At 62.3% G+C, this 21,279-nt stretch carries 18 protein-coding genes, 1 pseudogene and 1 riboswitch; of the genes and pseudogenes, 5 read left to right on the top strand and 14 right to left on the bottom strand.

The features are described from left to right. Positions 1-13: 13 nt before the first annotated feature. Positions 14-874: an archaetidylserine decarboxylase gene (gene asd, locus LOY69_RS02725; protein WP_102862898.1), complete on the top strand. Its 861-nt coding sequence runs from the start codon at positions 14-16 to the stop codon at positions 872-874. 72 nt (positions 875-946) lie between these two features. Here asd and serB read toward each other — a convergent pair whose 3' ends face one another. Further along, entirely contained in the window at positions 947-2,161 is a 1,215-nt protein-coding gene (gene serB, locus LOY69_RS02720; RefSeq protein ID WP_102862897.1) for a phosphoserine phosphatase SerB, read from the bottom strand. A 133-nt stretch (positions 2,162-2,294) separates the two neighbouring features. Between serB and LOY69_RS02715 the strand changes: the two genes are divergently transcribed. Then, positions 2,295-3,821, top strand: a complete 1,527-nt coding sequence (locus LOY69_RS02715; protein ID WP_102862896.1) for an AhpA/YtjB family protein — start codon at positions 2,295-2,297, stop codon at positions 3,819-3,821. A gap of 224 nt (positions 3,822-4,045) precedes the next feature. Here the strand turns inward: LOY69_RS02715 and LOY69_RS02710 are convergent, their stop codons facing one another. The 9 genes from LOY69_RS02710 to LOY69_RS02670 all read right to left on the bottom strand — a co-directional run bounded on the left by LOY69_RS02710 (position 4,046) and on the right by LOY69_RS02670 (position 13,301). Further along, positions 4,046-4,756, bottom strand: coding sequence for a membrane integrity-associated transporter subunit PqiC (locus tag LOY69_RS02710; RefSeq protein ID WP_102882020.1), 711 nt, complete (start codon positions 4,754-4,756; stop codon positions 4,046-4,048). A 179-nt stretch (positions 4,757-4,935) separates the two neighbouring features. Continuing rightward, positions 4,936-7,194, bottom strand: coding sequence for a DNA topoisomerase IV subunit A (gene parC / locus LOY69_RS02705; RefSeq protein ID WP_110595436.1), 2,259 nt, complete (start codon positions 7,192-7,194; stop codon positions 4,936-4,938). 7 nt (positions 7,195-7,201) lie between these two features. Beyond that, positions 7,202-7,723: a TIGR02281 family clan AA aspartic protease gene (locus LOY69_RS02700; RefSeq protein WP_265074105.1), complete on the bottom strand. Its 522-nt coding sequence runs from the start codon at positions 7,721-7,723 to the stop codon at positions 7,202-7,204. Continuing rightward, a complete protein-coding gene (locus LOY69_RS02695; protein ID WP_265074104.1) occupies positions 7,720-8,703 on the bottom strand; it encodes an esterase-like activity of phytase family protein in 984 nt (327 codons plus the stop codon). The genes LOY69_RS02700 and LOY69_RS02695 overlap by 4 nt, the downstream gene beginning before the upstream one ends. After that, on the bottom strand, positions 8,703-10,607 hold the full coding sequence (gene parE, locus LOY69_RS02690) for a DNA topoisomerase IV subunit B (protein ID WP_102882023.1): 1,905 nt from the start codon (positions 10,605-10,607) through the stop codon (positions 8,703-8,705). Before parE ends, LOY69_RS02695 begins: the two co-directional genes overlap by 1 nt. A 42-nt stretch (positions 10,608-10,649) precedes the next feature. Beyond that, a complete protein-coding gene (locus LOY69_RS02685; RefSeq protein WP_102862890.1) occupies positions 10,650-11,258 on the bottom strand; it encodes a YqiA/YcfP family alpha/beta fold hydrolase in 609 nt (202 codons plus the stop codon). Positions 11,259-11,325: 67 nt separating this feature from the next. Continuing rightward, the gene (gene cpdA / locus LOY69_RS02680) at positions 11,326-12,141 is read right to left on the bottom strand and encodes a 3',5'-cyclic-AMP phosphodiesterase (RefSeq protein WP_110650953.1); all 816 of its coding nucleotides are present in this window, start codon (positions 12,139-12,141) and stop codon (positions 11,326-11,328) included. A gap of 99 nt (positions 12,142-12,240) precedes the next feature. After that, the gene (locus LOY69_RS02675; RefSeq protein WP_011058915.1) at positions 12,241-12,693 is read right to left on the bottom strand and encodes a DUF1249 domain-containing protein; all 453 of its coding nucleotides are present in this window, start codon (positions 12,691-12,693) and stop codon (positions 12,241-12,243) included. Beyond that, positions 12,684-13,301: an NUDIX domain-containing protein gene (locus tag LOY69_RS02670; protein WP_102862888.1), complete on the bottom strand. Its 618-nt coding sequence runs from the start codon at positions 13,299-13,301 to the stop codon at positions 12,684-12,686. Before LOY69_RS02670 ends, LOY69_RS02675 begins: the two co-directional genes overlap by 10 nt. A gap of 225 nt (positions 13,302-13,526) precedes the next feature. On the opposite strand from LOY69_RS02670, the gene LOY69_RS02665 reads away from it, so the two are divergent. Continuing rightward, a complete protein-coding gene (locus LOY69_RS02665) occupies positions 13,527-14,270 on the top strand; it encodes an RsiV family protein (RefSeq protein WP_265074103.1) in 744 nt (247 codons plus the stop codon). Here LOY69_RS02665 and LOY69_RS02660 read toward each other — a convergent pair. Together LOY69_RS02660 and thiC are read right to left on the bottom strand one after the other, a co-directional pair. Next, positions 14,242-14,544, bottom strand: a pseudogene (locus LOY69_RS02660) (putative hydroxymethylpyrimidine transporter CytX); the annotation flags it as partial. The gene LOY69_RS02665 and the pseudogene LOY69_RS02660 sit on opposite strands and share 29 nt — an antisense overlap. Positions 14,545-14,717: 173 nt before the next feature. Continuing rightward, the gene (thiC, locus tag LOY69_RS02655) at positions 14,718-16,607 is read right to left on the bottom strand and encodes a phosphomethylpyrimidine synthase ThiC (protein ID WP_102862886.1); all 1,890 of its coding nucleotides are present in this window, start codon (positions 16,605-16,607) and stop codon (positions 14,718-14,720) included. 163 nt (positions 16,608-16,770) lie between these two features. Next, positions 16,771-16,875: riboswitch (TPP riboswitch) on the bottom strand. Between the two features lie 196 nt (positions 16,876-17,071). On the opposite strand from thiC, the gene LOY69_RS02650 reads away from it, so the two are divergent. Then, the gene (locus LOY69_RS02650; protein WP_110650955.1) at positions 17,072-18,502 is read left to right on the top strand and encodes a TolC family outer membrane protein; all 1,431 of its coding nucleotides are present in this window, start codon (positions 17,072-17,074) and stop codon (positions 18,500-18,502) included. 76 nt (positions 18,503-18,578) lie between these two features. Here the strand turns inward: LOY69_RS02650 and waaA are convergent, their stop codons facing one another. Next, positions 18,579-19,859: a lipid IV(A) 3-deoxy-D-manno-octulosonic acid transferase gene (gene waaA, locus LOY69_RS02645; RefSeq protein ID WP_265074102.1), complete on the bottom strand. Its 1,281-nt coding sequence runs from the start codon at positions 19,857-19,859 to the stop codon at positions 18,579-18,581. Between the two features lie 22 nt (positions 19,860-19,881). Then, positions 19,882-20,766 (bottom strand): LysR family transcriptional regulator, encoded by an 885-nt coding sequence (locus LOY69_RS02640; RefSeq protein ID WP_162884166.1) that lies wholly within the window; start codon positions 20,764-20,766, stop codon positions 19,882-19,884. Positions 20,767-20,877: 111 nt separating this feature from the next. Between LOY69_RS02640 and LOY69_RS02635 the strand changes: the two genes are divergently transcribed. Beyond that, positions 20,878-21,210 (top strand): DMT family transporter, encoded by a 333-nt coding sequence (locus LOY69_RS02635; RefSeq protein WP_011058907.1) that lies wholly within the window; start codon positions 20,878-20,880, stop codon positions 21,208-21,210. Positions 21,211-21,279 lie beyond the last annotated feature (69 nt).

Genomic DNA, 21,279 nt, shown 5'->3' with positions numbered 1-21,279 from the left:
TTAAGGACACCCAATGAAAAAGCGTTTGTTCATCCTCAGTCAGTACCTGCTGCCTCATCACCTGCTGTCGCGCCTGGCCGGCTGCATTGCCGAGTGCCGTGTGCGCTGGTTCAAGAATGCGTTCACCAGCTGGTTCGCCAAGCAGTACCAAGTGAACATGTCCGAAGCCCAGGTGGAGGACGTGACGGCCTACGAACATTTCAATGCCTTCTTCACCCGCGCCCTGAAAGAGGGCGCACGCCCGCTGGACCCAACCCCAGGCGCAATCCTCAGCCCCGCCGACGGTGCCATCAGCCAACTGGGGCCAATCGAACACGGCCGGGTGTTCCAGGCCAAGGGCCACAGCTACAGCGTGCTGGAACTGCTGGGTGGCGATCCGGCCCTGGCCGCGCCTTTCATGGGCGGCGACTTCGCCACCGTCTACCTGTCGCCCAAGGACTATCACCGAGTGCACATGCCCCTGGCCGGCACCCTACGGGAAATGGTCTACGTGCCCGGGCGGATCTTCTCGGTCAACCAGACCACCGCCGAGAATGTCCCGGAATTGTTCGCCCGCAACGAACGCGTGGTGTGCATTTTCGACACCGAGCGCGGCCCGATGGCGCTGGTACTGGTCGGCGCAATGATCGTCGCTTCGATTGAAACCGTCTGGGCCGGCCTGGTAACGCCACCCAAACGCGAGCTCAAGACCGTGCGCTACGACGAAGCAGCCCGCGCGCCCATCCATCTGGAAAAAGGCGCAGAGATGGGTCGCTTCAAACTGGGCTCCACGGCCATCGTGCTGTTTGGCCCGGATCAGGTGCAGTGGGCTGAAGAACTGGCCGCCGGCTCGCCAGTGCGGATGGGCCAGGGTATGGGTCTGCCCAAGGCTTGAGACCTGAATGCCGGACACAAAAAACGCCGCTGATCAGCGGCGTTTTTTATGGGCGGGGATTTTTCCCGGGACTCAGAGCTGCCCGTCGCGATCGCGGAAACCCAGCAGATACAGCACGCCGTCCAGACCCAGGGTCGAGATCGCCTGCTTGGCCGATTGCTTGACCAGCGGTTTGGCACGGAACGCCACGCCCAAGCCGGCAATTCCCAGCATCGGCAAATCGTTGGCGCCGTCACCCACAGCGATGGTCTGCTCCAGGCGCAGGCCTTCCTTGTGGGCCAGCTCGCGCAGCAGATCGGCCTTGCGTTGAGCGTCGACAATCGGCTCGATGGCGACGCCGGTGACCTTGCCGTCCACCACCTCCAGTTCGTTGGCGAACACGTAATCGATACCCAGCTTGGCCTGCAACTGCTTGGCAAAGTAGGTGAAGCCGCCGGAGAGAATCGCGGTCTTGTAGCCCAGGCGCTTGAGCTCGGCAAACAGGGTTTCGGCGCCCTCGGTCAGACGCAGGGACGCGCCGATGGAATCCAGCACGCTGACGTCCAGCCCCTTGAGCAACGCCAGGCGCTCCTTGAAGCTGGCACGAAAATCCAGCTCGCCGGCCATGGCCCGCTCGGTGATTTCTGCCACCCGCTCACCCACGCCTGCCGCCTTGGCCAGCTCGTCGATGACCTCGGCTTCGATCAGCGTCGAGTCCATGTCAAACACCGCCAGGCGGCGGTTGCGGCGGAACAGCGAATCTTCCTGGAAGGCGATGTCGACGTTCAGCTCCTGGGCCACGCTGAGGAATTCGGCTCGCAGGGCTTGCGGATCGGCGGCTTCGCCACGCACGGAAAACTCGATGCAGCCTTTGCCCTGATCGGCTGGCATATCCAGGGGCATGCGCCCGGACAGGCGATCGATGTGATCGATGTTCAGACCGTACTTGGCGGTGATCGAACTCACTCGCTGCAACTGCTCGGCGGTGACCTTGCGCGTCAGCAGGGTGACGATGTGGCGTTGCTTGCCCTGCCCGTCGACCCACTGCTGGTAGTCCTCCTCGGACACCGGTGTGAAACGCACCTGCTGATCGAGCTTGTAGGCGGTGAACAGAATGTCCTTGAGCACCGACGAACTCTGCTCGTTGCTGGGAATTTCAACCAGGATGCCGAACGACAAGGTGTCGTGGATCACCGCCTGACCGATGTCGAGAATGTTCACACCACCCTGGGCCAGAACACCCGTAATGGCCGCAGTCAGACCGGGACGATCTTCGCCGGTGATGTTTATCAGGACAATTTCGCGCAAGGCGCACCCCCGAGGTGGAAAAAAAGCGCATTCTACCCACTTTCGGTGACCATCGGGCACAGCCAGCGCTTTGCCGGTCTAGGGCCTGTCGCTATACTGCGCGTCAACTTCACGGACAAAAGAGCCGAGCTCAGTGAACCGGCCCACGCCAGTTAAAACCGATAACTTCTTCCTGCTGATCTTCCGTGCACTGCGCCACCGCCGTGTGCCGATTGCATTGCGCATTGCCAGCCATAACGTGATCCTGGTCGCCCTGGCCCTGGTGATCTATGCCGGCGTGATGGGCCTGCAGTTCAAGCAAGCCATGCACGAACAAGCCGACGCCCTGGGTCAGAGCCTGACCACCCAGACCGCCACTTCGGCCACCGAGCTGCTGGTGTCCAATGACATCCTCAGCCTCAACGTCCTGCTCAACAACCTGACCAAGAACCCGCTCGTGGCCCATGCGGCGATCTACAGCGTCGACAACCGCATCCTCGCCGAAGCCGGGCAACGCCCCAAGAGCAGCCTGCTGGGTGAAACCGAGGGTGTCTACCAGACCAAGATCACCTTCCAGGACGTGACCGCCGGCAACCTGCGGATCAGCCTGGACATGGCGCAGTTCCAGCAGCCGATGACCATCAGCCTGCAGAGCATGGGCATTCTCAGCGCCATCCTGCTGGCCCTGGCCCTGGCCCTGAGCCTGCGTCTGGGTCGCCACATCTCCACCCCGCTGCTGCAACTGCGGGTCTGGCTGCGGGACCTGGATGAGCACACCCCGGCGACCCAGCGCCAGGACGAAATTGGTGATCTGGCGCGCCAACTGCACGCTCGCCTGGTACCGGAAAAGCCCGAGCCAGAGCCGCAGCCAGAGCTCGAAGAGCAGGATGACGAGGAACACGAAGCCGCGTTCGAAGTGCGTAACCTGCGTGACCCAAGCTTTGATGAAAGTACCCCGCTCGCCGGTCTGAAGCCTGCGCCACGGCATCTGGTCAGCGCCGAGGAGGACGAACTGGACGAAGAAGATCCGTTCGCCGACCTGCGTGATCACTCCTCGACTCCCGCCCCCAAACCTGCGCTGCAACCTCAGGTCCCGGCACAGCCTCAGCACAGCGCAGTACTCGCAGTGCAGTTGGGAGCCCAGGAGCAACTGCGCCGCCTGCCCCGCGCGCGGCTGATGGAACTGCTGGAGCGCTATCGCGATTGCCTCGACCAGGCGGCCTCGCTGTACCAGAGCGAACTGCACACCCTGAACGATGGCAGCACGCTGATGCTGTTCCATAGCGAAGACAGCGGCGACGACTACCTCACCAACGCCATCTGCTGCGGCGAGCTGTTGCGTGCTCTGGGCCATGCCCTGCAGATCGAAGTGGCGGACAGCGGCATCACCCTGCAACTGCAATTGGGCCTGACGCTGGGCGAAGGACTGTTCGGCCTGAGCCAGATCGACCTGCTGCTGACCGAAACCGCCCAGGACGCCCTGGCGCTATCCCAGCACAGCCGCAATCTGCTGCTGGTGGAGCGCCAGATCAATGACGACGCGCTGATCCGTCAGCGCGCACGTATCCGCCCTATCGCCAGCCCGGAAGGAGCTTGCTGTGTCGAACGGCTGATGGAGCCCTATCCATCAATGCTGGAACGGCAATTGGCGCGCATGCATGAGACACGGGCCAAGCTGTAAGGCTGGCACCGTGCAAGAAACAGCCCGCCAAGTGCGGGCTTTTTTGTGGCCTTCGTGTAGCCACTGACGCAGCCAGCAACAAGCCCCGAAGGAGCTTTAGCGCGAGGCATGACTGCGGCCTGCTCGCAGAATGCAGGGATGGTGCTGGCCATATGGAACACCTGCCACAGCCAGTAACGAAAAGGCCCGCGGATTAGGCGGGCCTTGTCTTGCAGCGGCTCAACTCAGAATCTGAACACTTCCATATCCGTCCGGATTGGCGTGGCCATTGGGATCTTCGGCTGCTTCTCATGCTCGGCAGGCTTGGGCGCAGGTGCCGGCGGCGCCTTGCGTGGCACTTCTGCCACCGCCGGCTGATTGGCCAAGGGTTTGAGGGCGACCGACAATTGCTCAGCCAGACGCTGCAACAACACGCCCTGGGCCTGGACCTGAGACGCCGTGGTACCCGCATGCTGCTCCTGCAGGTGAACAATGCGGTTGTCCCGCACCTGACCACGACGATCGATCAAGCGCCACTGAGCATCCAGTACCGCCGGTTGCGACTTGCCGGAATCCAGGCGAGTGATCGACAGCAGTACCTGGACATCCGGAGTGAAGCCGCTGGTGGCCGGCGCCAGTACCACGCGCTGGCTGTCCAGATGGCCGGCCACCTGGCGCAACAGCAACTGGTCGATGTCCGAAGACAAGCTACCGGCCCAACGACCATCGGTGGAGGCTTGCAGGCTGCCATCGTCCTGGCGTTGCAGGAGGGTTTCCCGTTGCAGGTAGTCAGCGATCAACACCGGCCCCAACAATACCGACATGCCGGCACTGGCCGGCTGAGCTGGACTTCCGCTGTCCAGCTGATACAGCGACACCGGCTGGTGTACGCTGCAACCCGCCAGGCCAAAAACGCCCGCGAGCAAGAAAACAAGAGGAAGGCGCAGAGCAGTCATCATCCCATCCAAGTGGCGGCCACAAGGCTGGCCACAGTGTAAATACTCAAAAAAATTGAATAACGCCCGGCCACGCCAGCGTTTGAAACGCGCATATCATCCGTGAATATGCGCCATGACTCCAGTGTTCTAGCGTTGATCTGGCGCTTAAGTCCAAGATCGAACGCTCTAGCCCGCCCTTAACTGAGCGGCTCTACCAACAACGCATCGACCCGCTGGAAACCGCGAGGCAGTTTGTTGCCACGACGCCCGCGCTCGCCCTTGTAGTGTTCAAGGTCATCGGCCTTCAACGACAAGGTGCGCTTGCCCGCCTGCAACACCAGGGTCGCGCCATCGGGCAGCACCGCGATGTCAGTGACGTACTCTTCGCGGCTGGCCACGCGCTCACCGGGAATGCCGATGATCTTGTTGCCCTTGCCTTTGCCCAGCTGCGGCAGGTCGCTGATCTTGAACACCAGCAGACGCCCCTCGGTGGTCACCGAGGCCAGCCAGTTCTGCTCGCGGTCGGCCACCGGCCGCGGCGCCAGGACCTTGGCGTTGTTCGGCAGGCTCAACAGCGCCTTGCCCGCCTTGTTCTTGGCCTGCAGATCTTCGCCCTTGACCACGAAGCCATAGCCCGCGTCAGAAGCGATCACATACAAGGCATCGTCATCGGGCAACAGTACGCACTCGAACGTCGCACCCGGTGGCGGCGTCAGACGACCGGTCAACGGCTCACCCTGACCACGGGCCGATGGCAGCGTGTGGGCCGCCACCGAGTAACTGCGGCCGGTGGAGTCGATGAACACCGCGAACTGGTTGGAACGCCCCGCAGCAGCAGTCTTGTAACCGTCACCGGCCTTGTAAGACAAACCAGTGGCGTCAATATCATGCCCCTTGGCGCAGCGAACCCAGCCTTTTTCCGACAAAACGATGGTCACCGGCTCGGTGGGCATCAGTTCGTTTTCCGACAGTGCCTTGGCTTCCGCACGGGCAACGATCGGGGAGCGACGGTCGTCGCCGTAGGTTTCCGCGTCTTGCAGCAATTCGGTACGTACCAGCTTCTTCAGCTTGCTCTCGCTGTTGAGCAGGGCTTGCAGCTTGGCCTGCTCCTTGAGCAATTCATCCTGCTCGGCCCGCAGTTTCATCTCTTCCAGACGCGCCAACTGCCGCAGGCGCGTATCGAGGATATAGTCGGCCTGGATTTCGCTGAGGGCGAAACGCTCGATCAGCTTGGCCCGCGGATGCTCCTCGGTACGGATGATGTGAATCACCTCATCCAGGTTGAGATAAGCGATCAGCAAACCGTCCAACAGGTGCAGGCGACGCTCGACCTTGTCCAGGCGGAACTGCAGGCGCCGGCGCACAGTGCTAACCCGGAACTCCAGCCATTCCACCAGCAACGCCCGCAGGTTCTTCAACTGCGGCTTGCCGTCCAGACCGATGATGTTGATGTTGACCCGGTAGGTCGACTCCAGCTCGGTGGTGGCGAACAGATGCTGCATCAGTTCATCGGGATCGACCCGGTTGGAGCGCGGGATGATCACGATGCGGCAGGGGTTCTCGTGATCCGACTCGTCCCGCAGGTCGGCCACCATCGGCAGTTTCTTGGCCTGCATCTGCGCGGCAATCTGCTCCAGCACCTTGGCCCCGGAGACCTGATGCGGCAGCGCGGTGACAATAATGTCGCCATCCTCGATCCGATACACGGCGCGCATGCGCACCGAGCCACGGCCGGTTTCATAGATCTTCAGCAGGTCGGCGCGCGGGGTGATGATTTCCGCTTCGGTGGGGTAATCCGGCCCCTGGATATGCTCGCAGAGCTGCTCCACCGTGGCCTTGGGTTCGTCCAGCAGACGCACGCAGGCCGAAGCCACTTCCCGCAGGTTGTGCGGCGGCACGTCGGTGGCCATGCCCACGGCGATACCGGTGGTGCCGTTGAGCAGGATATTCGGCAGACGCGCCGGCAATACCAGAGGTTCCTGCAAGGTGCCGTCGAAGTTCGGCCCCCAGTCCGCAGTGCCCTGGCCCAGCTCGCTGAGCAGCACTTCGGAATAGCGCGACAGACGCGCCTCGGTATAACGCATGGCCGCGAAGGACTTGGGATCGTCCGGCGCACCCCAGTTGCCCTGGCCGTCCACCAGCGTGTAGCGATAGCTGAAGGGTTGTGCCATCAGCACCATGGCTTCGTAGCAGGCGGAATCCCCGTGAGGGTGGAACTTACCGAGCACATCACCCACGGTACGCGCGGATTTCTTGTGCTTGGAATCGGCATCCAGCCCCAGCTCACTCATGGCGTAGACGATACGCCGCTGTACCGGTTTCAGGCCGTCGCCGATATGCGGCAAAGCACGGTCCATGATCACGTACATGGAGTAGTTGAGGTAGGCACTTTCGGTGAAGTCAGCCAGTGACCGGCGTTCTACGCCATCCAGGCTGAGATCAAGGGAGTCGCTCATGCGGGCCTCATTGGTTCGTTGTCTGGCGCAGCAGCATAGTGCCGCCGCGCTGAGTAAATTCAAGTTTCTTCAAAGCGCTCATACCCAGCAAAATCTGGTCGCCGTCGAGCCCCGGGGCCACCAGGGCCCTGACGTCCTGGAGAACGATATCCCCCAGTTGCAAACGCTCGATGCGGGTCCGATAACCCTCGCTGCGCCCGTTGGCCGTGCTCAGGGTGACCGGCACCCCACGTTCCAGGCCCAGACGCTCGGCCAGCCCGGAAGGAATCGACACCTCGGTGGCGCCGGTATCGAGCATGAATTGCACCGGCTGCCCGTTGATATGGCCGCTGGCGACGAAATGCCCCTGGCCGTTGCCGACCAGTTTCACTTCGATATAACCCTCATGTTGTTGCGAACTGACGACCGTGTTCGGGTTCTCCTGACGGGCCTCCCAATCGGCGAAGAACCGCGTGGTCAGAAACAGCGCAGCGGCCCAGGCCATGATCAGCATCACGCGTCCGGCACTCTTGCCCGGTTGCTGGCTCATGACTTGCTACTCCAGCCACCTTCAGGCGCAGCAAAACGCCAGACGATGGGACGGGCCTCGCCATCGGCGCGGGCTCCATTGTTGTTGTCCACACCGATCCAGGCCCCCTTGGCATCCACCACCAAGGCTTCCGCCAACCCATAGGGCTGTGGATAACGTCGATGCTCCACCAGCGCCTCGGCGGCATAGGACCAGCACTGCTCGACCTTGGCGGTCTGCGCATCCCGGCGACAGATCTGATAGGCGTTACGCTCCAGGGTGAACAACTTGCCGTCGAACAGCGACACGTCGGCAAAATCCCGGGACACCGCCTTGGCATTGGGCACCTGCTCCGGCTGCATTTCCGAGCCAGCCTCACTGAGCAGCACGCAACCACCATCACAGTCCCAGGTGGTCTGCCCGCGCTTGATCAGCAACAGCCCGCGCCGCTCACGCTCCGCCGCCAACCAGATACGGTCGCCGGCAGGGCTCACCGCCAGGCCTTCGAACAAGGCGTTGAAATGCAGGAGCATGCCACTGGCCCGCGCTTCACGGACCATGATCGGGGAGATCTTCAACCAGGCCGGCGCGCCTTGCGCCGGCACTTGTAGCACCGCGGCATGAGCCTCGCTGATCACATACTTGTTGCTGGCGGCGTCGCAGGAGATGCCTTCGAAATCCAGGTCGCCACCACGCACGAAGGACGCCGCCCAGGTCCGTGACTTCAAGCCCCAGGGCAAGCCGGTATCGGGTACTGCAGGCACCTCCAGCTTGACGGCATCGGCCTGCCAAGCACTGTCGCGGGTATCGAGCTTGTAGATCTGATCGTCATCGCGGTCGGAAACCGTCCACAAATCCTGGCCACAGAGTGCCAGCCCGGACAGATTGCCGCCGCGCATGCCTTCCACAGGATGCTCGGACAACAAGGTCAGTTCGGGCACTGGCGCGGCCACCACCGAGGTTGCCAATAGCGCTAGGGCCAGGGCAAAACCTCTGTGCATCAGGCCAGCACCTCGGCCAGGTTGCCCTTGGACTCCAGCCAGGACTTGCGATCACCGGCGCGCTTCTTCGCCAGCAGCATGTCCATGATTTCTGCGGTGGCCTCGACGTCGTCCAGGGTCAACTGCACCAGGCGCCGAGTGTTCGGGTCCATGGTGGTTTCACGCAGTTGCGGCGGGTTCATCTCACCCAGCCCCTTGAATCGGGTGACCTGGGGCTTGCCGCGCTTCTTCTCGGCCACCAGGCGATCGAGAATGCCGTCGCGCTCGGCATCATCGAGGGCGTAGAAGATGTCCTTGCCCAGGTCGATGCGGTACAGCGGCGGCATGGCCACATAGACGTGACCGGCATTCACCAACGGGCGGAAATGCTGGACGAACAAGGCACAGAGCAAGGTGGCGATGTGCAAACCGTCGGAGTCGGCATCGGCGAGGATGCAGATCTTGCCGTAGCGCAGTTGGCTCATGTCCTCGGCGCCTGGATCGACCCCGATGGCCACAGCGATGTTGTGCACTTCCTGGCTGGCCAGGACTTCGCTGCCGTCCACTTCCCAGGTGTTGAGGATCTTGCCGCGCAACGGCAGGATCGCCTGAAATTCCTTGTCCCGCGCCTGCTTGGCCGAACCGCCAGCAGAGTCACCTTCCACCAGGAACAGTTCGGAGCGCATTGGGTCCTGGCCGGCGCAGTCCGCCAGCTTGCCGGGCAGCGCCGGGCCCTGGGTAATGCGCTTGCGCTCGACCTTCTTGCTGGCCTTCAAGCGGCGACCGGCGTTGCTGATGGCCAACTCCGCCAGTTGCATGCCCAGCTCGGGATTGGCATTGAGCCACAGGCTGAAGGCGTCCTTGACCACACCGGAAACGAAAGCCGCCGCCTCACGGGACGACAAACGCTCTTTGGTCTGGCCGGAGAACTGGGCGTCTTGCATCTTCATCGACAGGACGAAGGCGATCCGTTCCCAGACGTCTTCCGGAGCCAGCTTCAGGCCACGGGGCAGCAGGTTGCGGAATTCGCAGAACTCGCGCATGGCATCCAGCAGGCCCTGGCGCAGGCCGTTGACGTGGGTGCCGCCCTGGGCCGTGGGGATCAGGTTGACGTAGCTTTCCTGAACACTGTCGCCACCTTCCGGTAGCCACAGCAGGGCCCAGTCCACCGCTTCCTTGTTACCGGCCAGGCTGCCGCAGAACGGCTCGCTGGGCAGGCGTTCGAATTCGCTGACCGCATCCACCAGATAGGAGCGCAAGCCATCTTCGTAATGCCACTCGACCTTTTCGCCGCTGGACTTGTCCTCGAAGCTCACCAGCAGCCCCGGGCACAGTACCGCCTTGGCCTTGAGCACATGCTTGAGGCGGCTGACGGAGAATTTCGGCGAATCGAAGTATTTCGGGTCCGGGGCAAAGTACACACTGGTACCGGTGTTGCGCTTGCCCACGGTGCCGACCACTTCCAGCTCGGTGGCCTTGTAACCGTCGGCGAAGGTCATCTGGTATTCGTTGCCGTCGCGCTTGACCCGCACCCGCACCTGGTTCGACAGGGCGTTGACCACGGAAATACCCACCCCGTGCAAACCGCCGGAGAACTGGTAGTTCTTGTTGGAAAACTTGCCGCCGGCATGGAGCTTGGTGAGGATCAGCTCGATCCCGGACACGCCCTCTTCCGGATGGATATCCACGGGCATGCCGCGGCCGTCGTCGCAGACTTCCAGGGAATGGTCGGCGTGCAGGATGACCTGTATCGACTTCGCATGGCCGGCCAGGGCTTCGTCGACACTGTTGTCGATGACTTCCTGGGCCAAATGGTTGGGCCGCGTGGTGTCGGTGTACATGCCCGGGCGTTTGCGCACCGGGTCGAGTCCCGAGAGGACTTCGATGGCGTCTGCGTTATAAGAGCTAGCGCTGGGAGTGGCCATGGGTTCTCGTCGTTAGTCGTTCAATGAATATGGGGCGAGGCTTCACAGTGCCGTGAAGTCGATCGCCTGGTACTGATCGGCAGTGATGCCGGCAAAATTCAACATCGCCGGCAATTGTCCGGCAAAACCTTGGAAACTATGATCGCCGCCGGCCTGAATGCGCAAGGCGCAGGCACGGTAATAGCGCTCGGCGCTGCGATAGTCCAGCGTCTCGTCGCCAGTCTGCAACCACACCTGATAACGCTGTGGGTCCTGAGGCGGCGCTACTTCCAGCGCTGCCAGGGCCGCCACATGGTCATGGGTCAACTCCCAGGTTTCATCGGTATACAGGTTTTTCTGCGTGCCCAGATAACCGTCGAACATCCGGTGCGGGCTGACAGCAGGGTTGATCAGCAGGGCTTTGAGCCCGTAGCGCTCGGCAAGGTGAGTCGCATAGTAGCCGCCGAGCGAGCTGCCGACCAGCAATGGTCGACCGAGCTCGGCAATCGCCTGCTCCAGCTGGCCAATGGCCTGTCGCGGATGATGATGCAGGGCCGGTACCCGCAATTGTTCAGCCAGCCCCAACTGCTCCATGACACGCCGCAGCTGAGAGGCCTTGGTCGACGCGGGAGCACTGTTGAAGCCGTGGATATAAAGGATCGAACCGGACATGCGAACTCCCTGTGCACCTGGGCAAAAGCCGCAGTTTACAGGGATGACGACAGGTTACGAAGCCGCTTCAGTAGCCGTTGCTACCGTAGTCGATGGTGAATTCGTAGCCCAGGACCCGTTCCACGCCGGTTTCCAACCGTCCATCGGGCCACAACCGCAGCCAGCGATAGCCAGGCACCTGCTCCTCGACCTTGAAGTCGTCGCTGCCGGGCTCGAACTGGATGCAGGTCGAGGGTGAGGCCAATAGCCGCACGGCGCCGCGCTGGCGGTCGATTTCCTGATGCACATGCCCCCAGAGCAAGGCACGGACCTGAGGGAAAGCATCGAGCACGGCGAACAGTGCCTCGGCGTTGCGCAGGCCAATGGGCTCCATCCAGGTACAGTCAATGGATACCGGGTGATGGTGCAGGCAGATCAGGTGATGGCGCTCAGGCGCCTCGCTCAGGGAGCGGGCCAGCAATTGCAGTTGGTCGTCCTGCAGGTAACCCGGCACCGAGCCGGGCACCGCCGAGTCCAGCAAGGTGATGCGCCAGTTGCCGATATCCATTACCGGCTCCAGCAAGTCACTGTCCTGCGTCGCCAGTTGCATGACCTGCGGCTCGTCATGGTTGCCCGGCAGCCAGCGGCCCGGTGCCGGAATCTGTCGGGTCAACTGACGAAAGCGCTGATAGGACTCCAGGGAGCCGTCCTGGGACAGATCACCGGTGGCCAGCATCAGGTCGATCCGCGGCTGCTGCGCCAGCACCTGCTCGATGACTCGCTGCAGACTGTCGGCGGTGTTCATGCCCAGCAAGGTGCCATCAGCGTCGGCAAACAGATGGCTGTCAGATAGTTGCACCAGCAGTACGGAATCGTCGGCAGTCAGTGCGGATACGCTTGGCACGGCGTTCTCCCGGAGCAAGGGCACAAAGCATGATGAAGGCGGCAATTATGCTGGGGGAAATGCAAAAGAGGAAACCTGGGAAACGGACCCAGTTCACATCTAGCGCACGGCTTCGAACTCGTGGCCACAGGCCAGGCAATGACTCAGCCACTCCCCAAGAAAGACATTCAACTGAGCCTTTTCATCCGGCTGATGCATAAAGGCATTGGGATAGGGATAGATGCTGCGAAAACGCCGGGCATGCTCGGCACTGATGACCTCCGCCATCCGCGCATCGTGATAGACCTGCACTTCCAGTTGCGGCACGGGCAGCCACGGCAAGCTGTGCTCCTGACGCACCTGCAAGGTGGTGGTGTAGGGGCAGGCCAGCACCACTTCCAGGGCCAGTACGCCGAGCATCTGGTCGCCCTGGGTCACGGCAATGCGCCGTGCCACAGGCTGATTGCGCATGTCAGGCAACAGGCGCATCAGCCGAGCGTAGTTGGCCTCGCAGGACGCTTGCAGCCCCGCGAGATCAACCCGATAGCGGTCGCGTACCTTGTTTACGACCATAACCCCCTCACTTCAGCGCGATTGAGCGCCAGCCACTGCAAGGCAATGATGCTGGCGGCATTGCAGATCCGCCCGTCACGCATGGCCTGCAACGCATCCTCATAAGCCATCACCGAAACCCGGATGTCTTCCGCCTCTTCTTCCAGCCCATGCAGCCCGCCGGCAGCGCTGCTGTCGCAACGGCCCAGGAACAGGTGGACGAACTCGGTGCTGCCCCCCGGCGACGGAAAATACTGGGTCATCGGCCACAGCGCAGAGATGTCCAGGCCAGCTTCCTCCTGTGCCTCACGCCGAGCAACCTGTTCCGGTTGCTCGTCCTTGTCGATCAGCCCGGCCACCAGTTCCACCAGCCAGGGCGTAGCGGTCTTGCCCATGGCGCCAACGCGGAACTGTTCGATCAGCACCACTTCATCGCGTTGCGGATCGTACGGCAGTACGCAGACCGCATCGTGACGGACAAAGACTTCACGATTGATTTCCCGCCCCATGCCACCGGCGAACAGCTCGTGGCGCAATTGCAAGCGATCGAGCCGGTAGAACCCCTGGAAGCAGTTTTCACGCCGGATGATCTCAACGGCACTTGGCGTGGAGTTGGCAAAGTCAGTCATAACAATCCTCGTGTACAGCGTATTCGACCCGAGGATCCCCCTCGACTTCGCGCCATCCTAACGCGCCCGTGGCTGCCGATGCAGCCCCTTTACCCTCAGCGGGATAGACGGCGAGGGGCTAAACCTACTCTAATTGCTTCTATTGAGCTTAGTGGCGAACCGACTGCCTCGCAGACAGTCGAAGCCGGTAACTTTTGCCTCCCCCCTGGTTTATGAAGGACGCCCATGTCGCTTGTCAAAATCGCCTCCGTGGCCTGTATCGCCCTGACCCTGGGCGCCTGCCAAAGCCTGTTTCAGCCAAGCTACAACACCCCGCTGGAAACCAAGCGCGAGAAATCCGAACAACTCAAACCCGGCTGCAGTGGCGCCGAATGCCCACTGGTCAACCTTGACACCGTGCACTTTCCCGCCGAGCCGCAACTGGACGCCATCGTCGAAAAACGCTTGCTGCAAATGACCCGCACCAGCCCCGACGCACCACTGCCGGCCAGCCTCAGCGCCTACCGCGAACAGTTCCTGCGCAGCGCAGCAGACCGCCACGGCATGTACCTGCAATCCAAGGTACGCGAGCAGCATGACGGACTGGTGATCATCGAACTGGCCAGCTACCTGGACACCGGCGCCGCCAATGGCACCCCGGGACGGGGCTTCGTCAACTACTCGCGCCAGCAACACAAGGCCCTGAACCTGGCAGACATGCTCCTGCCCGGCCAGGAGGACATGTTCTGGAAGGCTGCGCGGGTTGCCCACAACAACTGGCTGATCAGCACCCACCTGGATCGCGAAGCCGAATTCGTCAAGACCTGGCCGTTCCAGAAAACCCCGAACGTGGCCCTGACCCAGAAAGCCGTGACCCTCAAGTACGACGTCACCACCATTGCGCCATCGGTCCTAGGTCATATCGAATTGCAGATTCCCTACGACCGCCTCAAGGGCGTGCTCAAGCCCGAGCTGTTTCCCGAGAACTGAACGCCCGCCCCAGCAGCCATTGCAACAGCCCTGCCAGTACCAGTGACGGCAGGGTTGCACCGACTTCCGGATACAAATTGGCCAGCAGGTGATAGGTGCTCACCCCACCCAACCGGGCCGGCAGCGCCGTCCAGCGCAGGGCTGCGTGCGGGATCTGCCCGCTGCGGCGACGCAGTATGAAGTGATCCACCAGCACCACGCCAAACAACGGCGCAAATGCCGAGCCGATCAACAGCAGGAAGCTCTGGTACTGGGCCAATGGCGCGAAACACGCGCTGGTCGGCCGGCACCGCGAGATCGGGAGAGTAGGTACTTGCCCTGCGCAAGGGATCTATCTCAGAAAGAACAGGAGCAAGCTGCAAGCCTCAAGCCTCAAGCGTCAAGAAAAAGCACTTCGGCCTTTGCTTTCCGCTTGCAGCCTGCAGCTTGCAGCTTGCAGCTCGTGGCTTAGACCTTCTTGTACAGCTGGCTGCCTTCCTGCTTGAAGCGCGCGGCCTGCTCGGCCAGACCCTTGGCGACGTCCACGTCCACCGCTTCGATGCGCTGGTTGGCCGCGTATTCGCGCACTTCCTGAGTGATCTTCATCGAGCAGAACTTCGGCCCGCACATGGAACAGAAATGCGCCACCTTGGCCGAATCCTTAGGCAGGGTTTCGTCGTGGTAGGAGCGTGCGGTGTCCGGGTCCAGGCCCAGGTTGAACTGGTCTTCCCAGCGGAACTCGAAACGCGCCTTGGACAGGGCGTTGTCGCGGATCTGCGCGCCAGGGTGACCTTTGGCCAGGTCGGCAGCATGGGCCGCGATCTTGTAGGTGATGATCCCGGTCTTCACGTCATCCTTGTTCGGCAGGCCCAGGTGCTCCTTGGGCGTGACATAGCAAAGCATGGCGCAACCGAACCAGCCGATCATCGCCGCGCCGATACCGGAAGTGATGTGGTCGTAGCCCGGAGCGATGTCGGTGGTCAGCGGGCCCAGGGTGTAGAACGGCGCCTCGTCGCAGCACTCCAGCTGCTTGTCCATGTTCTCCTTGATCAACTGCATCGGCACGTGGCCCGGGCCTTCGATCATGCACTGCACATCGTGCTTCCAGGCGATCTTGGTCAGCTCGCCGAGGGTTTCCAGCTCACCGAACTGTGCTTCGTCGTTGGCGTCGGCAATCGACCCCGGACGCAGGCCATCTCCCAGGGAGAAGCTGACGTCGTAGGCCTTCATGATTTCGCAGATTTCGTCGAAATGGGTGTAGAGGAAGTTCTCTTTATGGTGCGCCAGGCACCACTTGGCCATGATCGAACCGCCGCGGGAAACGATGCCGGTGACGCGCTTGGCGGTCAGCGGTACATAGCGCAGCAACACGCCGGCATGGATGGTGAAGTAGTCCACGCCCTGCTCGGCCTGTTCGATCAGGGTGTCGCGGAACAGCTCCCAGGTCAGGTCCTCGGCCACGCCGTTGACCTTTTCCAGGGCCTGGTAGATCGGCACGGTACCGATCGGCACCGGCGAGTTGCGGATGATCCACTCGCGGGTTTCATGGATGTGCTTGCCGGTGGACAGGTCCATCACCGTGTCCGAACCCCAGCGGATGCCCCAGGTCAGTTTCGCCACTTCTTCCTCGATGGAAGAACCCAGGGCGCTGTTGCCGATATTGCCGTTGATCTTCACCAGGAAGTTGCGGCCGATGATCATCGGCTCCAGCTCAACGTGGTTGATGTTGGCCGGGATGATGGCGCGGCCGCGGGCGATTTCCTCGCGGACGAACTCTGGGGTGATTTCTTTCGGAATGCTGGCGCCGAAGCTGTGACCGGCGTGTTGCTGCTTCAGCAGGCCGGCGGCGCGGGCCTCCTGCAGCTTCATGTTTTCGCGGATGGCGACGTATTCCATCTCGGCGGTGATGATGCCTTTGCGCGCGTAGTGCATCTGGCTGACGTTGGCCCCGGCCTTGGCTCGGCGCGGGTTGTTGACGTGGGCAAAACGCAGCTTGGTCAGTTCCGGGTCCGCCAGACGCTGCTGACCGAAGTTGGAGCTCAGGCCCGCCAGGCGCTCGGTGTCGCCACGGTCTTCGATCCACGCCGAACGTACATCACCCAGGCCCTTGCGCACATCGATCACCACGTTCGGATCGGTGTAGGGACCGGAGGTGTCGTACACAGTGACCGGCGCGTTGATCTCGCCGCCGAAATCGGTGGGGGTCACGTCCAGGGTAATTTCGCGCATGGGCACGCGGATGTCCGGGCGGGAACCCTGGACATAGACTTTTTGCGAGCGGGTAAAGGGCTGCACCGATTGTTGGTCGACTTGGGCCGACTCACTGAGGTTGCTAGCGTTTTTTAGTTTTGTCGTCATCACGGGCTCTCCAGACAGCATCCAGGCAGTGGGATTTTGTCGGAGCGAACCTGTAACGGACGGACGCACCCTGTCTAAGCAACTAGTGAGTGCAGTGCTTGGTACTCGAGGGGTGTTCGATTGTCGAACAACATCCCGGACGAAGCACAAGAGGACTCGCCGGGTGACGAGAAATCTTGTTCCCTACGCAGGCGCTAACCTGATCAGGTTCAACGGGATCCGGATTATCCGATCTCAGCCTCATAGCAAGGCACCCCGACAAGAACCGGGCCAGTCTAGACAAAGCCGGGACAGAACGCCAACCCCCGTGCAATAAGCAGGATGAATGGCGTAATTAGCGGATTGTTGCGACCTGCCAGCGGCTCTACACTCCTTGCCCTGTGTCGAACCTTGACGCTCTATGGGTCGCGCCTTAGCCTTGGCGCCTGGATTATCTCCGTAATATCAACTCTAGGGATCGCCGAATGCTGCGCAAACTCTCACTGGCTGTTGCCGTGTCTTGTGCGTCCAATGGAATGGCCTGGGCAGTAGAAGCGCCTTTGACCACCAAGACCGACCTGGTCAGCGTCTATCAGGAAGCGGTGGACAACAATGCCGATCTGGCCGCTGCACGCGCCCAGTACGGCGCCCAGAAGGAAGTGGTGCCCCAGGCTCGCGCCGGGCTTTTGCCCAACCTCTCGGCCGGCGCGGACATGAGCAATACCCGCACCAAGTTCGATGAGCCTTCCATGACCTCGACCCGCAGCGGCAACGTCTACCAGGCGACCCTGGCCCAGCCGCTGTTCCGTGCCGATCGCTGGTTCCAGTTGCAAGCCGCCAAGGACATCAACGAGCAAGCCTCCCTGCAACTCTCGGCCACCGAGCAGAACCTGATCCTGCAAAGCGCGGAGAACTACTTCGCGGTGCTGCGCGCCCAGGACAACCTGGCCTCGACCAAGGCCGAGGAAGCCGCGTTCAAACGCCAGCTGGATCAGTCCAACGAGCGCTTCGATGTGGGCCTGTCGGACAAGACCGACGTACTGCAATCCCAGGCCAGTTACGACACCGCCCGGGCCAACCGCATCCTTGCCCAGCGCCAGGTGGACGACGCCTTCGAGGCCCTGATCACCCTGACCAACCGCGAGTACAACGCGATCCAGGGCATCGTCCATACCCTGCCGGTGCTGGCGCCGACCCCCAACGATGCCAAGGCCTGGGTCGACACCGCCGCCAAGCAGAACCTCAACCTGCTGGCCAGCAACTACGCGGTCAGCGCCGCCGAGGAAACCCTCAAGCAGCGCAAGGCCGGGCACGCCCCGACCCTGGACGCCGTGGCGCAGTACAAGAAAGGCGACAACGACGCCCTGGGCTTCAGCAACCCCAATCCGTTGACGCGCTACGGCAGCGATGTCGAACAGCGCTCCATCGGCCTGCAGCTGAACATCCCGATCTACAGCGGCGGGCTGACCAGCTCCCAGGTTCGCGAGTCCTATTCGCGCCTGAGCCAGACCGAACAGCAGCGTGAATCCCTGCGCCGCCAGGTGGTGGAGAACACCCGCAACCTGCACCGCGCAGTGAACACCGATGTCGAGCAGGTCCAGGCCCGACGCCAGTCGATCATCTCCAACCAGAGTGCGGTGGAAGCCACGGAAATCGGCTATCAGGTGGGGACGCGCAATATCGTCGACGTGCTCGATGCCCAGCGCCAGCTGTACACCTCGGTGCGCAACTACAACAACAGCCGCTACGACTACATCCTCGACAACCTGCGCCTGAAGCAGGCCGCCGGCACCCTCAACCCCGGTGATCTGCAAGACCTGTCGCGCTACCTCAAGGCCGACTACAACCCGGACCGCGACTTCCTGCCGCCGGACCTGGCCAAGGCCGCACAAGAGCAACTCAAGGCTCGCCCCTGAAGGCCGCAGCCATAAAAAAGGCCACCCCAGCGGGTGGCCTTTTTGCATGCCGGCAAAGCGCTTTCGGAGCTACGACTCAGCGCTCCTTGAGCAAACGGTCGAGCCCATCGAGCAAACGCTGCAAAGCGCCCTGATTGGCCTTGAGCACCTTGAGCCCGGCCTCGGCCATCTTCTGTGCATCCCGGGGCAACTCGAACAGGCGCTGCACCGCCACCGCCAGTCCCTCAGCGTCATCCACCTCCTGCAAGGCACCGGCCTCGCGCAGCATCGCGGCGATTTCCAGGAAGTTGAACAGGTGCGGCCCGCTGATCACCGGTTTGGCCAGGGCCGCCGGCTCCAGCAGGTTGTGCCCGCCATTGGCGACCAGACTGCCGCCGACAAAAGCGCTGTCGGCCAGGGCGTAGAGGAACAGCAGCTCACCCATGGTGTCCCCCAGCAACACCGAGGTGGTGGCGCCCACCGGTTCCCCGGCGGAGCGGCGAACCGTCGCGAATCCCTGTTGCTGGCACAGCTCGAACACCGAGTTGAAGCGCTCCGGGTGCCGTGGCACTAGGATCAGCAAGGCATTCGGGTAACTGGCCAGCAGTTGCCGATGGGCGTCGAGCACCACGGCGTCTTCACCTTCGTGGGTACTGGCGGCGATCCACACCGGGCGCTCCATGGCCTGCCATTGCTTGCGCAGATCCCGGGCACGCTCCAGCAGTTGCGGGTCAATGCTCAGGTCGAACTTGATCGAGCCTGTGACTTCCACCGTCTCGGGACGTGCACCCAGTTGACGGAAACGCTCGGCTTCGGCTTCGGTCTGCACCGCGAACAGGCTCATTTGCCCCAGCATGGGCGCGGTCAGGCGGGCAAAACGCCCATAGCCCTTGGCCGAACGCTCGGACAGCCGGGCATTGGCCAGGGCCACCGGAATCCCGCGCCGGGCGCACTGGTCAATGTGGTTGGGCCACAGCTCGGTCTCCATGATCACCGCCAGCTTGGGCTGCACCCGATCCAGAAACCGCGCCGCGGCGCAGGGCAGATCGTAAGGCAGGTAGCAATGCTGGATTCGCGGCTCATTGGCGAACAGCGCCTGGATACGCTCGGAGCCGGTGGGCGTCATGCAGGTCACGGTGATCGGCAACTGGGGATGACGGGCCAACAGGGCACGAATCATTGGCGCGGCGGCGATGCTCTCGCCCACAGACACCGCATGCACCCAAATGCCGCCAGTCTGCATGGCCGGCAAGCCAAGGGAGAAACGCTCGCCAATGCGCTTGGCATAAGCCGGAGCCTTGCGCGAACGCAGCCACAGGCGAATCGCTACCAATGGCAGCCCCAGGTAAAACAGTGCGGTATAGAGAGTTCTATTCATGGCGGCGGAGTTTATCGGTTTTTTAGCCGATCGCCTTCAGGTGCACGGCAAAACGTTCCGCCAGCCAACGCGCCGCCGGCCCCAGAGGTTCGTCGCGGCGCCAGGCCAACTCCACCACCAGCGCCGGCGGGGTCCATTCGCTGACCAATTCGACCATCTGATGCTGGTAAGCCGGGTACTGCACCACATGCCGCGGCAGCCAGGCCCAGCCCAGGCCGCGCATCAGCCATTCAGCCATGACATAAAAACTGTCAGCCCGCCAGACCTGGGGGCTGACCTGCTCGCCACCGGGATAACCGCTGAGTTGGGGAGCGATCAACAACTGCCGGTGCCGGGCCAGAAGCTGGCGATTGACCCGTTTCTCATGGGCCAGCGGATGCCCCACGGCGCAGACGGTGACCATCTCGACGCTGCCCAGGGCTTGGCGCTCCAGGGTTTCCGGCATCTGCTCATGGTGAAACAGCAGCCCCAAGTCGGCCCGACGCTCCACCAGTTTGCGCGCCACGTCCCCCTGAGCACCGCTGGCCAGTTGCACTTCCAGGCTGGGAAAGCGCTCGGCCAGTGCCTCCAGGCTGTCGAGCACCGGCTGATAGGGCATCGCCTCATCCTGGGCCAGGCGCAACCGCGCCTCCTGGCCCCGCATCAAGGCCAGCGCCCGGCCATTGAGGCGATCACACTGGCGGAGGATTTCCCGGGCCTCCTGCAACAAGGCACTGCCGGCTTCGGTGAGCTTTGGCTGACGGCCGCTGCTGCGCTCGAACAGGCTCACTCCCAGGTCCTCTTCCAGCAGAGCAATGGCACTGCTGATGGCGGACTGAGCCTTGCGTTGCTGGCGGGCTACTGCAGAAAACGAGCGCAGCTCGGCAACACTGACAAACAGCCGCAACTGCTCCAGGTTCCATTGCATGTTCATAGGGCAACCTATCTTCATAACAGATAGGTAATGACTTTACCCCATCTGAACAGTCTCTAGAATGCCGACCTCAGAAAAGCAGTCCCAGACACGAGGAACCCTCCCATGAACGCTTACTACTACCTGGCCATCGCCATCTGCGCGGAAGTAATTGCCACTGTTTCAATGAAAGCGGTCAAGGGCTTGAGCACACCGCTGCCCCTGGCGCTGATCATCGTCGGCTACGGCGTGGCGTTCTGGATGCTGACCCTGGTAGTGCGCACCGTCCCGGTAGGCGTGGCCTACGCAGTGTGGGCTGGCATGGGCATCGTCATGGTCAGCATCGCCGCCCTGTTTCTCTACGGCCAGAAGTTGGATATCCCGGCCATGCTGGGCATGGCGCTGATCGTCCTCGGCGTGGTGGTGATCCAGCTGTTCTCGAAAACCGCCGGGCACTGACCCTCTGCTCATGCAGGAGCCGGCTTGCCGGCGAGCAGCCCACCGCGTGACAACCTGTCACGGGGTTCG

This window comes from Pseudomonas sp. B21-059 (genome assembly GCF_026016285.1).
GTDB classification, from domain to species: Bacteria; Pseudomonadota; Gammaproteobacteria; order Pseudomonadales; family Pseudomonadaceae; genus Aquipseudomonas; species Aquipseudomonas danubii.
Note: the sequence above shows the minus strand (reverse complement) of the source record. Positions and strands in the feature narration are given on the sequence as shown.

Coding starts and splice junctions, on each gene's coding strand:
- LOY69_RS02695 (WP_265074104.1), bottom strand. CDS start 8,703: ATGCACAGAGGTTTTGCCCTGGCCCTAGCGCTATTGGCAACCTCGGTG.
- LOY69_RS02640 (WP_162884166.1), bottom strand. CDS start 20,766: ATGCAATGGAACCTGGAGCAGTTGCGGCTGTTTGTCAGTGTTGCCGAG.
- thiC (WP_102862886.1), bottom strand. CDS start 16,607: ATGACGACAAAACTAAAAAACGCTAGCAACCTCAGTGAGTCGGCCCAA.
- parE (WP_102882023.1), bottom strand. CDS start 10,607: ATGGCCACTCCCAGCGCTAGCTCTTATAACGCAGACGCCATCGAAGTC.
- LOY69_RS02635 (WP_011058907.1), top strand. CDS start 20,878: ATGAACGCTTACTACTACCTGGCCATCGCCATCTGCGCGGAAGTAATT.
- LOY69_RS02700 (WP_265074105.1), bottom strand. CDS start 7,723: ATGAGCCAGCAACCGGGCAAGAGTGCCGGACGCGTGATGCTGATCATG.
- waaA (WP_265074102.1), bottom strand. CDS start 19,859: ATGAATAGAACTCTCTATACCGCACTGTTTTACCTGGGGCTGCCATTG.
- LOY69_RS02670 (WP_102862888.1), bottom strand. CDS start 13,301: ATGACTGACTTTGCCAACTCCACGCCAAGTGCCGTTGAGATCATCCGG.
- LOY69_RS02665 (WP_265074103.1), top strand. CDS start 13,527: ATGTCGCTTGTCAAAATCGCCTCCGTGGCCTGTATCGCCCTGACCCTG.
- LOY69_RS02710 (WP_102882020.1), bottom strand. CDS start 4,756: ATGACTGCTCTGCGCCTTCCTCTTGTTTTCTTGCTCGCGGGCGTTTTT.
- parC (WP_110595436.1), bottom strand. CDS start 7,194: ATGAGCGACTCCCTTGATCTCAGCCTGGATGGCGTAGAACGCCGGTCA.
- LOY69_RS02675 (WP_011058915.1), bottom strand. CDS start 12,693: ATGGTCGTAAACAAGGTACGCGACCGCTATCGGGTTGATCTCGCGGGG.
- LOY69_RS02685 (WP_102862890.1), bottom strand. CDS start 11,258: ATGTCCGGTTCGATCCTTTATATCCACGGCTTCAACAGTGCTCCCGCG.
- LOY69_RS02650 (WP_110650955.1), top strand. CDS start 17,072: ATGCTGCGCAAACTCTCACTGGCTGTTGCCGTGTCTTGTGCGTCCAAT.
- asd (WP_102862898.1), top strand. CDS start 14: ATGAAAAAGCGTTTGTTCATCCTCAGTCAGTACCTGCTGCCTCATCAC.